The 11,246-nt window shown below is 33.1% G+C and carries 15 protein-coding genes; 5 read left to right on the top strand and 10 right to left on the bottom strand.

Annotation, left to right across the window (positions count from 1 at the left end; genetic code table 11):
* Nucleotides 1–50: 50 nt before the first annotated feature.
* The 7 genes from CAV_RS03660 to CAV_RS03630 are packed head-to-tail and all read right to left on the bottom strand — an operon-like array spanning nucleotide 51 to nucleotide 4,599.
* Entirely contained in the window at nucleotides 51–230 is a 180-nt protein-coding gene (locus CAV_RS03660; RefSeq protein ID WP_094325159.1) for a hypothetical protein, read from the bottom strand.
* Between the two features lie 3 nt (nucleotides 231–233).
* A complete protein-coding gene (locus CAV_RS03655; RefSeq protein ID WP_094325158.1) occupies nucleotides 234–584 on the bottom strand; it encodes a hypothetical protein in 351 nt (116 codons plus the stop codon).
* Nucleotides 585–634: 50 nt separating this feature from the next.
* Nucleotides 635–1,780 (bottom strand): dihydropteroate synthase, encoded by a 1,146-nt coding sequence (gene folP, locus CAV_RS03650; protein WP_094325157.1) that lies wholly within the window; start codon nucleotides 1,778–1,780, stop codon nucleotides 635–637.
* Nucleotides 1,780–2,388, bottom strand: a complete 609-nt coding sequence (locus CAV_RS03645; RefSeq protein ID WP_094325156.1) for a DNA polymerase III subunit delta' — start codon at nucleotides 2,386–2,388, stop codon at nucleotides 1,780–1,782. The genes folP and CAV_RS03645 overlap by 1 nt, the downstream gene beginning before the upstream one ends.
* A complete protein-coding gene (locus CAV_RS03640; RefSeq protein ID WP_094325155.1) occupies nucleotides 2,385–2,924 on the bottom strand; it encodes a HobA family DNA replication regulator in 540 nt (179 codons plus the stop codon). Before CAV_RS03640 ends, CAV_RS03645 begins: the two co-directional genes overlap by 4 nt.
* Nucleotides 2,921–4,129: an aspartate kinase gene (locus CAV_RS03635; RefSeq protein ID WP_094325154.1), complete on the bottom strand. Its 1,209-nt coding sequence runs from the start codon at nucleotides 4,127–4,129 to the stop codon at nucleotides 2,921–2,923. The genes CAV_RS03640 and CAV_RS03635 overlap by 4 nt, the downstream gene beginning before the upstream one ends.
* On the bottom strand, nucleotides 4,129–4,599 hold the full coding sequence (locus CAV_RS03630; RefSeq protein ID WP_094325153.1) for an RNA pyrophosphohydrolase: 471 nt from the start codon (nucleotides 4,597–4,599) through the stop codon (nucleotides 4,129–4,131). Before CAV_RS03630 ends, CAV_RS03635 begins: the two co-directional genes overlap by 1 nt.
* 86 nt (nucleotides 4,600–4,685) lie before the next feature.
* On the opposite strand from CAV_RS03630, the gene hemW reads away from it, so the two are divergent.
* From hemW to CAV_RS03605, 5 genes are all read left to right on the top strand, one after another.
* The gene (gene hemW / locus CAV_RS03625; RefSeq protein ID WP_094325152.1) at nucleotides 4,686–5,738 is read left to right on the top strand and encodes a radical SAM family heme chaperone HemW; all 1,053 of its coding nucleotides are present in this window, start codon (nucleotides 4,686–4,688) and stop codon (nucleotides 5,736–5,738) included.
* 64 nt (nucleotides 5,739–5,802) lie between these two features.
* Nucleotides 5,803–6,171, top strand: a complete 369-nt coding sequence (tatB, locus tag CAV_RS03620; protein ID WP_094325151.1) for a Sec-independent protein translocase protein TatB — start codon at nucleotides 5,803–5,805, stop codon at nucleotides 6,169–6,171.
* Nucleotides 6,164–6,895, top strand: coding sequence for a twin-arginine translocase subunit TatC (gene tatC, locus CAV_RS03615; protein WP_094325150.1), 732 nt, complete (start codon nucleotides 6,164–6,166; stop codon nucleotides 6,893–6,895). The genes tatB and tatC overlap by 8 nt, the downstream gene beginning before the upstream one ends.
* Entirely contained in the window at nucleotides 6,888–7,907 is a 1,020-nt protein-coding gene (gene queA, locus CAV_RS03610; protein ID WP_094325536.1) for a tRNA preQ1(34) S-adenosylmethionine ribosyltransferase-isomerase QueA, read from the top strand. Before tatC ends, queA begins: the two co-directional genes overlap by 8 nt.
* A gap of 49 nt (nucleotides 7,908–7,956) precedes the next feature.
* On the top strand, nucleotides 7,957–8,265 hold the full coding sequence (locus tag CAV_RS03605) for a hypothetical protein (RefSeq protein WP_094325149.1): 309 nt from the start codon (nucleotides 7,957–7,959) through the stop codon (nucleotides 8,263–8,265).
* Here CAV_RS03605 and mrdA read toward each other — a convergent pair.
* The 3 genes from mrdA to yihA are packed head-to-tail and all read right to left on the bottom strand — an operon-like array spanning nucleotide 8,262 to nucleotide 11,157.
* Nucleotides 8,262–10,061: a penicillin-binding protein 2 gene (gene mrdA, locus CAV_RS03600; protein ID WP_094325148.1), complete on the bottom strand. Its 1,800-nt coding sequence runs from the start codon at nucleotides 10,059–10,061 to the stop codon at nucleotides 8,262–8,264. The genes CAV_RS03605 and mrdA overlap by 4 nt on opposite strands.
* Nucleotides 10,058–10,567: a hypothetical protein gene (locus CAV_RS03595; RefSeq protein ID WP_094325147.1), complete on the bottom strand. Its 510-nt coding sequence runs from the start codon at nucleotides 10,565–10,567 to the stop codon at nucleotides 10,058–10,060. The genes mrdA and CAV_RS03595 overlap by 4 nt, the downstream gene beginning before the upstream one ends.
* Nucleotides 10,568–10,569: 2 nt before the next feature.
* Complete coding sequence (gene yihA, locus CAV_RS03590) at nucleotides 10,570–11,157, bottom strand: ribosome biogenesis GTP-binding protein YihA/YsxC (RefSeq protein ID WP_094325146.1); 588 nt, start codon at nucleotides 11,155–11,157, stop codon at nucleotides 10,570–10,572.
* Nucleotides 11,158–11,246: the final 89 nt, after the last annotated feature.

The raw sequence follows: 11,246 nt of genomic DNA, 5'->3' as shown, positions 1-11,246 counted from the left end.
AGCCTTAAATTTTTTTAAATTTATTATAACAAAGCCTAGTTAAGAAAGCTTTAAACCCTTAGATCCTTTTTATTTAAAAGGTTTAAAATTTCCTTGCTTAAACTCATAAATTCATTTAAGCTATCTTTTTGTTTTAAGTCAAGTGATGAGAGTTTTTTATACAAAGAAAGCACTTTTTCATATCTTAGCTTTTCAGGGTTCTTTACTTTTTCATAGGCTTTTTTAAGCATTTTTCATACTTTGCTTTGCTTTCTTGCTGCATTCATTTGTTCCTGCTTTATAGCAAGTCCTATGAGCTCAAGAATTTGAGCCATTATTTGAAGAGCTTGTGAATTTAGCATCATTTTCATCTTAGGATCATCTGTTTTATCCATTTGCTCTTTAATTTTTTCAAGCTGCTTATAAAGCTCTCTTATAAGATCCATAAGGCTAAATTCATCACTATCACTAGCCTTTTTATTCTCTATGCCCATTCTTTCTTTTAACTTTTCTAATGCCTCTGGCAAGGAGTAGGCTTTAGTGTTATCATTTTTGTTAAAAGCTGTGCTAAAAGAGTAAAAAGCATTTCCATCAAGCCTTATCATTTTAGCCTCCTTTTTAAAAACCCTTAGTACAAAATCGGCTAAAATAAGATTTATTTTATAGCTAGCTCTTTCATAGCCTTAGCCATAGCAAAAAGCTGTTTATGCTCCTTAACATCGTGTGTTCTTATGATACTTGCTCCATTTTCATAAGCTTTTAGGTGTAAAAACAAGCTTCCGGGCAGTCTTTGCTCGACCTCGCTTTCATAGTAAGCATTTATCACGCTTTTTCTACTAGCACCCACAAGCAAGGGTTTTTGAAAGTGTAAAAAATGCTCTAAATGCTTGATTAAAACTAAGTTATGCTCAGCACTCTTACCAAAGCCTATGCCAACATCAAGCAAAATTTCATCGACTCCAAAAGAGGATAAAAGCTCAAGTTTTTCCTTAAAAAAAGCCTCAATATCAGCTAGGATGAAGTCATAATGCGGATTATCTTGCATATTATGCGGCTCATTTTGCATATGCATTAAGCAGTATTTTGCCTTGTATTTTTCAGCTAAAATAGCTAAGTTTTTATTTCTTAAACCCTGTATATCATTTATGAGCTTAAAGCCTTTGTTTAAGGCGTATTCTAAGCAGTATTCATCAAAGCTATCAAGGCTAAAAATCGCCCTTTCATAGTAGTTTTTTTTATATATCAAATCAAGAGCAAAGTTAAGCCTTTTAAATTCCTCTTCCTTGCCGCAGTAGCGTGAGCCTGGACGCGATGAAACCGCTCCTATATCTATATAATCAGCCCCCTCATCAAGCATAGCTAAAAGCCTTTTTTCAAAGTCTGTTTCATCCACCCTACTTTGCTTGTTAAAGCTGTCATTGTTTAAATTTAAAACGCCCATAATCTTTACTTTTTCTGGCTTAGCAAAGTCTTTTTCTAAAAATTTAGCTAAATCCTTTAGCTTAAAATCTTGCTTTTTTTCTTTGATAATAAGCTTTGAAATTTGCTCTTTTGTGGCCATTAAAAGTGCCTTGCTTGGCTCTTTATCGCCTAAAATCACACTTTCTTTAGTTATTAGCTCAGCACCAACTCTTAAGGCGTCTTGTTTTAAGATATTTGCAGCAGCAGAGCTAATATCTTTTATGTAAAAAAAGTGAATTTTACTTTTTTCAGACATTATCTTTTGTCCTACCTTATGAGGCCTTATATCAGCACAAAGCTTGTTAAAATCACTCTGTGAGCTTATCTTAAAAACTTGCATTAAAGCCTTTCTTGCAAAAGTAAAAACATAGCTGAGATTATAATACTTGCCCTTGAATTAAGCCTTGCAAGCTCATAGAATTTGTAAAAATACTCAAGCTCTTTTTCGTCTAAATTTTTATACTGACAAGTTTTCATGGCAAAATCTTGTATGAAATCTAGCAGTTCATTTTTATCCATATTTTCATTTTTTTGCAAAAATGCGAAAAAATTCTTTAAATCCAAATTTTTTGGGCTTAAATCAAAGTCTTTTTTAATCTTTTGCTCTTTTAAATTCTCGCAAATAAATCTAGACCTAACAGTAGCAAGCAACAAATTCCTAGAGGGGCTTACTAGTAAAAATTTGATATTTTTTGGCGGTTCTTCAAAGAGTTTTAGCAAGAAATTTTGCGCCTCGTTTCTAAAAGAATTTGCCATTATAACTATGATTTTTTCTTTGTTTTCAGCTATAAAACTTTCTCTTTGCACCTCTTTTGCATTGTCCATTAAAAATTCATCTGTAACTTCTTTGGGTATGAATTTGATTATGCTAGAAGAATACTCACTTAAAAGTTTTTCTTTAACGGCTTCAAAATTACTACTAATTATAATCTTGCTAACAAAGCTCAAATATTAACCCTAGAAAGCAAGATAGCGTCTAACAAGCTATCAAAAAAATTATAAAACGATATAAGTTTGCTATCTAAATTTACATCTTGTTGGTTTATAAAAAGGCTATTTTGCACATGCTCATCATCAAAAACTATAAAAAAACTATCAGACCTTGACTTTGCAATATTAGCCATATTACTAGCACTTAAGCCAACATAAAAATAAACAAAACCATTTGGAAATGTAATTTCTAGCAAATCATTGACAAGGCTTATATCCTCGTTGTTTTTAATCTGTCTTTTGCATAAAGAATTTAAGGAAAAAAACGGGATTAGTGGTCTGTTAGACTTTGAGTTGATGTTTTGTAAAAAATACTCCTCATACCACAGCCTATTGTCATCACTTACAAAGATAAAAGCCCTGCCGTCTTGGATTAGCAATTTTAATCTATTAAAAAGCAACGGTGCTAATTCTAATCTCTTATCCTCAAGCCAAGACATAGAAGCACTGTCATGCCTTATCAAATCAAGTGTGTATTTTAAAAACTCTGTCATTTCTTATCCAGCTCATAAGCCTTATGCAAGGCTCTTACGGCTAATTCTGCGTATTTTTCATCCACTATCATAGAAATTTTTATCTCGCTTGTAGAAATCATACCTATGTTTATGCCCTCATCAGCCAAACTTTTAAAAGCCTTTGAGGCAACTCCTGAGTGTGATTTCATACCAACACCCACAACAGAAACCTTAACCACCTCGCTATCTGTTTCTATAAGTGCATTTTCTCCTAGGAGCTTTCGCATGATATTTTTGGCAAGTTCAAGCTCATTTTCAGGCACGGTAAAGCCTAAATTTGTAGCTCCGTCCCTACCTACATTTTGTATAATCATATCAACATTTATATTTTCATTCGCAAGAGCTGTAAAAATTTCAGCCGCGATGCCTGGTTTATCCTCTATATTTCTTAGTGTTAGCCTTGCTTGATTTTTATCAAGAGCTATACCGCTTACTAATGCTTGTTCCATCTTATCATCCTCTTTACTTATAATGGTTCCTTCGTTTGTGTTAAAAGAACTTCTAGTTACTAATCTTACATTAAGCTTTTTTGCTAGCTCAACGGAGCGGTTTTGCAAAACCTTAGCCCCCAAAGAAGCAAGCTCTAACATCTCATCATAAGAAATCACATCAAGCTTTCTAGCCTTTGGTTCTATCCTAGGATCAGTAGTATAAACCCCATCAACATCAGTATAAATTTCACACAAATCAGCCTTTAAAGCCCCTGCTAAGGCAACGGCACTAAGATCGCTTCCGCCCCTGCCCAAGGTTGTAGCAAAGCCCTTTTCATCAATGCCTTGAAAGCCGGCAACTACGACTATATTATCCTCATCTAAGGCTTTGTTTATGTTTGTTGTGTCTATTTTATTTATCCTGGCCTTGGTATGAACGCTATCTGTGTAAATTCCAGCCAAACGACCGCTAAAAGCTATGCTTTTAAAACCGGCCTCATTTAAAGCTATAGACAATAAAGCTGAAGTAACTCTTTCACCACTACTTAAAAGCAAATCAAGCTCTCTTGGACTAGGATTTTTTGAAAAATACTGCGCCTTGTCTATCAAGTCATTTGTAACCCCACTCATAGCAGAGACAACAACAACTAATTTTACGCCGTCTTTTTTCGAAGCGATTACCCTTTGTGCCACAGCTTGTATTCGCTCTAAGCTTCCAACGCTTGTTCCGCCGTATTTTTGAACTATAAGCATTAAATATAACCTTTTTCTTGAAAATATTTTATTACCTTTACATAAAGCGGTCTTTTAAAATGAGTAATAATCTTAAACAATTCTTGCAAATTCACAAATTTATAAGAGCTAAATTCAGGGTGCTTTGTCCTTAAATTTATCTTAGCACTAGGCCTTAATCTAAGCAAAAAATACTTCTGGCTTTGCCCGTCATAAGGATACATCTTATGAGCTATCTTGCTTGGGAAGTCATAATTAAGCCATTTTGGATAAGTGGCTATAAATTCAACATCTTTTGTGCCAATTTCTTCTTCTAACTCCCTTAATATAGCACTTTTAGGATTTTCATTCTCATCTATGCCGCCTTGTGGAAACTGCCAAACATCATCCATATCATTTCTCTTAGCTATAAAAACACGGCAATCAAATGGATACGAGCTAGAAAGTATCACAGCTGCGACATTTAGTCTGTATTTTTTATCTTGCAAAATAAATCCTATAAGAAAATAATTTTGGATTAATTTTAACCTATTTCAAATAAAAATTTAATTAGAATAAAAGAAAAAATTGGTTTTTAATGCAAAAAAATTTATACATACACATACCATTTTGTGAGAGCAAATGCCACTACTGCTCTTTCACCTCTTTAAAAAAAAGAGAATTAAAGCCCTATTTTGACGCCTTGTTTTTAGACATAAAAGAGGCTTTGCATAAATTTGGGGTGAAAAACAAGTCCTTGCAAACGGTTTTTATAGGCGGTGGAACGCCTAGTTGCGTGCATTTTTCTTATTATGAAAAAATTTTTGATTTTTTAAAACAATTTTTAAGTGAAAAATGCGAAATCACAAGCGAGGCAAATCCAAATTCAAGCACTTATGAATGGCTTAAGGCCATGAAAGAATTTGGGGTAAATAGGCTGTCTTTTGGGGCTCAAAGTTTTAATGAGGATAAATTAAAATTTTTAGGCAGAATTCACAGCAAAAAAGAAATTTTAAAAGCCTTAGATAATACAAAAAAGCTAAATTTCAACAATATAAACATAGACCTCATATATGATAGTAAATTTGATGATAAAAAAATGCTAAATTACGAGCTTGCTTGCGTAAAAGATTTAAGCTTAAGCCACATAAGTGCTTATTCTTTGGAGCTTGAGGGCGCATTTACAAACAAAATAAGCTATAAAAAATACTCAAGCTTCCTTGCAAAATACCTAATAAAATCTTTGGAAAATTTAGGTTTTAAGCAATACGAAATAAGTAATTTTGGTAAAACTTGCAAGCATAATCTTTCATATTGGACAGGTGCAAACTACATCGGTTGCGGTCTTTCAAGCGTTGGTTTTTACAAAGATACAAGATTTTACAGCACAAGAAATTTAAGCTCTTATATACAAAATCCACTTTTGAAAACAAAGGAAAAATTAAACGATGAGGATTTGCTTACAGAGCATGTGTTTTTAGGGCTTCGCTCCTGTGTTGGCGTAGATGAAAAAAGGCTAAATGACAAGCAAAAAGAAAAAGCAGAGCTTTTAACAAAAAAGAAAAAATTGAAATTCGACAAAAAAAATGCAAGGTTTTTTAACACAAACTATCTTTTAAGCGATGAATTAGCGTTATTTTTACTTTGCTAGAATTTTTAATATTTTTATTGTAAAATAGATACTTATGCTAGAAAATTTTTAAGGACAAACTCTTATGAGTATGGGCGAAATCATAGTTATTTTAGTTGTTGCAATTCTTGTTTTAGGGCCTGATAAACTGCCTGATGCGGCTATACAAATAGCCAAATTCTTAAAGGCTGCGAAAAAACACGTAGATGATATAAAAGACAGTATAGACAAAGAAGTTAGGATTAACGAAATCAAAGAGGAAGCCAAAAAATACAAAGATGAGTTTTCGCAGTATAACCAAAACATAAGGCAAAAATTAAGTTTTGAGGAATTTGATGAGCTAAAAAAAGACATTTTATCAAGTGCAAAAGAGGACAAAGAAAATCAAAATTTAAAAGATGATAAAAACACAGATAAAACAGCAGCAAACGAGGATAAAGAAAAAAATGTTTGAGGAATTAAGACCGCATTTAATAGAGCTTAGAAAAAGATTGTTTATATCTGTCGTGTGCGTGATTGTGATGTTTTTTGTCTGCCTTAGCTTTCATGAGTACATACTTAAGTTTTTAACAATTCCTGTTGAAAATGCACTGCCTGAATTTTCTAAGAAAATGACTTTCGTAGAGCTTCCAGAGCCTCTATTTACGGCTATGAAGGTTAGTTTTTTTACGGGATTTTTATTTTCTTTGCCTGTAATTTTTTGGCAATTTTGGCTTTTTGTAGCACCGGGGCTGTATGATAATGAAAAAAAATTAGTTCTTCCTTTCGTTTTGAGCGCTACTTTTATGTTTTTGCTTGGGGCTTCTTTTTGTTATTTGATTGTAATTCCTATGGCTTTTAAATTTCTAATCATCTTTGGTTCGGCAAACAACCTCACACCGCTAATTAGCATAGGGCTTTATGTGGGCTTTTTTATAAAGCTTATGCTAGCCTTTGGACTTGCCTTTGAAATGCCTATTTTTACATATTTTCTAGCAAAACTTGGCATAGTAAATGACGCTTTTTTGAAAAAACACTTTAGAATAGCTATCTTGCTAATCTTCATCTTTGCAGCACTCATGACGCCACCTGATGTTTTATCTCAATTTTTAATGGCCATACCGCTTTGCTTGCTTTACGCACTTTCAATCTACATAGCAAAAAAGGTAAATCCTGCAAAAGATGAAGATAATGCTTAATGAGGATTTGCTCTTAAAAAATTATGATTATAAGCTTGATGAAAGCTTGATAGCAAAGTATCCAGTGCTGCCAAAAGAAGAGGCTAGATTATTAGTTTATTACAGAAAAACAGATGAGCTTAAACACCTAAAATTTAAGGATTTAAACCAAATTTTACCGCAATGTAGCATAATTTTTAACGATAGCAAGGTAATAAAGGCTAGAATTTACGGGCATAAGATAAGCGGGGCTAAGGTGGAGCTTTTTTTTCATAAGGCACTTAACAACTTTGAGTTTATAGTGCAACTTAGAGCTAGGGTAAAAAAGGATGATGTTTTACTTTTTGCTGAGGGCTTAAAGGCTAGAGTGATAGAGCTTTTGCCTGATGGACTTAGAAAGGTAGAATTTTTTAAGGAAAAAAAACTAGAGCACAAAGAGCTTTTAGAGTTTTTGGAAAAAAACGGGCATATTCCTCTGCCCCCTTACATAAAAAGGGCTGATGAAAAAGCCGATGAAAAAGAATATCAAAGCATCTTTGCAAAAAATTTAGGCTCAGTGGCTGCACCGACTGCTTCTTTGCATTTTTCTAAAGAGCTTTTAAAAGAGCTTGAAAAAAAACACAAACTTTATTATCTAAGCTTACACATAGGAGCAGGAACATTTAAAAATGTAGAATGCGAAAATATAAATGAGCATAAAATGCACGAAGAAGCCTTTTTTATAGATGAAAATTTAGAAAAAATACTGCTAAGCGAGGAAAAAATCCTAGCCGTTGGCACAACAGTAGCAAGAACTATAGAAAATTTTCAAAGAACAGGGCAAAAAACAGGACTTTGCTCCTTATTTTTACATCCTAAAAATCCGCCACAAAGGATTGATTATTTGCTTACAAATTTTCACTTGCCAAAATCAAGTCTAATAATGCTAGTATCAGCTTTCATAGGCAGAAAAAAAACCTTAGAGCTTTATGAGCTAGCTATGAAAGAAAGATACCGCTTTTATTCTTATGGTGATGCTATGTTGATTTTATGATTTGGAATCCTTTTTGCTTTTATCCTTGAAAATACGCAAAGGAGCAACAATGTCAGCTATAAGCAAATACCAAAAAGATTTTGAAGAATACTCTCAGCTTTTAGGTCTTAAAGAGGATAAAAGTTTTGAGAATTTAAACGAGACAGAGCAAAAAAAGTTACTAGAACTAATCAAATCAGCCTTTGATATAGTACAAAAAGACCACAAAATGTGTGTAAGTTCTATTGATATAAACAAAAAAGATATAAGCACGGTTGCTACTGTGAATATAGGTTTAAAAGATGAGGGTATAAGCCTTATAGAACTTTCAAAAGAGCTTAACGAAATAACAAGCAAAAATGAAACTTTGCTGATTTAATTGCTTTGTATGTATCCTAGCTCCATTAATTTTTTATAAATTTCAGCTGTTATTTTAGCCGTGGTGGTGTTTCTACCACCGTGTTCTAAAAGCACTGTAACTGAATACTTAGGATTTTTATAAGGTGCATAGCTAGTAAGCCAGGTGTGCGAGCGGGTGTAGTATTCTAAATCAGCCTCTCTTATGTTTTTCTTTTCGGCTTGAGAAAATGAAATAACCTGTGCTGTTCCCGTTTTGCCAGCTACTTTTATAGGGAAATTTGAAAAATATCTATAAGCTGTTCCGCCAGCTTCATTCATAACAGCATACATACCCTCTCTAATGCTAGGCAGTTGTGCCTTATCAAAGCTGGTAAAAATCTCATTTTCAAACTTTTCTTCATTTGTGATATTGTTTTCTACAGCCTTTAAAAGATGTAAATTTACGCCTTTGCCTGTCGCAAGCTGAGCTGTGTATTTAGCAACCTGCATAGGAGTAACCAAAAAAGAGCCTTGCCCTATGCTTGTATTTAAGGTTTCACCTTGCGTCCAAGACCTTTTATATCTGTGCATTTTCCATTCTCTTGAAGGAACCGTTCCTACAAATTCATTAGGCAAATCAATGCCCGTTTTTGAACCAAAGCCTAGATTGCTAAGCACGGGTGCTATCTTATCTATGCCCACTCTTAAACCGCCTTCGTAAAAATACACATCACAACTATGCTGTAAGGCGTGTTTTAAATTCATATGCCCATGACCACTTCTGTTCCAACACCTAAAATTTCTACCTCCAAGCTCCACAAAACCTTCGCAAAATGATGAAGTAGCTGAATTCATAAGACCGGATTTTAAGAAAGAAAGTGCAACGCCCATTTTAACAACAGAACCAGGCGGGTAAAGTCCATTTACCATTTTGTTTGTAAAAGGATGGTCAGGGTTGTTTGAAAGTTCTTTCCACGAGGCAACTGAAATTCCATCAACAAAGGTATTTAAATCATACTCAGGAAAACTACCGGCAGCAAGCAAAGAACTATCTGACAAATCTACTATGATGACAGCCCCGGCATTGTCAGCAAAAATTTCACTCAAAAACTGCTGAATTCTTATGTCTATGCTAAGATTTATATCCTTTGAGCTTGTTGCCTTGAAATTTAGCTCCTCTATTTCTTTGTTAAAAGCATTTATGCGAACCTCTCTAAATCCGCTTTCACCTTGCAAAATATCATTATAATATCTCTCAACTCCACTCTTGCCTGTGTAGTTTGTAAGCTTTGAGATGGGATTTTCCTTTATATCTTGGGTATTTGCCTTGCCTATATAGCCTATTATATGCGAGGCTACATGGGAGTAAGGATACTTGCGTTTGACTTGTGGTAGAATTTGTAGATTATCTCTTAAATTTAAATTCGAATAATGAGCAATCATATCATCATATGATATAAAATCAACAACCTTTATAAAGTCTTGATTATAATAAGAATCCTCTCTTATATAATTTCTTTTCAAAGCACTAGCATTTAAATCAGGAAAGGCCTGAACTATATGCAAAATTTCTTCATCCAAGAATTCACGGTTGCTTTTTTTAATATGCAAATAAGGCTTTATGGCTATGCTAAAACCAAGCTCATTTATGGCTAAAAGCTCTCCATTTCTATCTGAGATAAAGCCGCGAACCGGCGCTAAAAGTTGGGTTTTGACTGAATTTTGTTTGGCAAGCTCTTCATAGTAGGTATTTGATTTGATGGCAAAATAATACACCCTCGCCAAAATAAGCACAAAAAACAAGAAAATGAAAGCATAAACAAAACGCATTCTCATTTTATCTTATCCTTAAAAAAGATATAAGATAAAAAGGACTCAATGCACAGTATAAAAAGCAAATAATTTAGGCTGAAAATGGATAATTTTTTATTATCTAAATAAGACAGTAAATTATCAAAAAATATTAATAAAGCATAAGCACACACAACAAAAACTATGGGCAATAATTTACCTATCTTGAAATTTACCTTTAGCCAATCGGCAAAAAAGTAGTGAAAGCAAAGAAAGGCAAACAGCGATGAAAAAAGATAAAAATTATGAGTTATATCAATAAACAAGATATAAAATACAGAAAAATACCACCTAAAATCCAAGTCATAAAGGCTTTTATCTCTTTCTTGCAACAAACAATACATATAACAAAAGAAAAAGCCCAACATCAAGGGCATATATGAAAATATGGAGCTTAAAATTTGATATACAATAAAACAAATAGCCGTAAATACATAAAAACCGTCTATATAATGACTATATGTTTTGCTTCCATATTTTCTTCTTGGCATTACTACTCCAAAGTTAATTGTAAAATTTTATTTTCCAAGTCTTTTAAGCCTGTTTTTTTTGTGTTTGAAACAAGCAAGAAATCTTCTTGGGCCTTGCTTTTTAGATGATGTAACTCGCTTTGATTTAATTTATCTGCTTTTGTAAAAACTGTGAGTAAATTTTGCCTTTCATTCATTAACGATAGTAAATATTTTCTAACAAAATCATCAAGTTCTAAGTCGCTGTGCCTTGCGTCTATTAAATGTATAAAAAGTTTTATGCTCTTTCTTAGCTTTAAAAACTCGTCTAAATTTTTATCCCAAATTCTTTTTAAGGCCTTTGAAACCCTAGCATAACCAAAACCTGGCATGTCTATAAATATAAAATTATGCAAATTTTCATCATCCTTTATACGAACATCAAAAAGATTTATAAGTCTTGTTTTGCCCGGAGTGGATGAGGATTTGGCTAGTTTTTTGTTATTGCACAGTGAATTTATAAGGGAGCTTTTACCTACATTTGAGCGACCTAGAAAGACTATTTCTATGCCACTTTTTTCGTAATCTTCAAAGCTAGATAAGGATTTTATAAAAGAAGCGCTACTTACCATCAACAAAGCCTTTATTTCAAAAAGCTAATTCTACAATACTTTCATAAAAAGAGCTTTAAAAGATGATAAATTTAACTAAAGAAAGAAAA

Origin of the sequence: Campylobacter avium LMG 24591 (genome assembly GCF_002238335.1) — a bacterium.
GTDB classification, from domain to species: domain Bacteria; phylum Campylobacterota; class Campylobacteria; order Campylobacterales; family Campylobacteraceae; genus Campylobacter_D; species Campylobacter_D avium.
The sequence above is the reverse complement of the archived record's forward strand: the minus strand, read 5'-3'. Positions and strand labels throughout refer to the sequence as shown.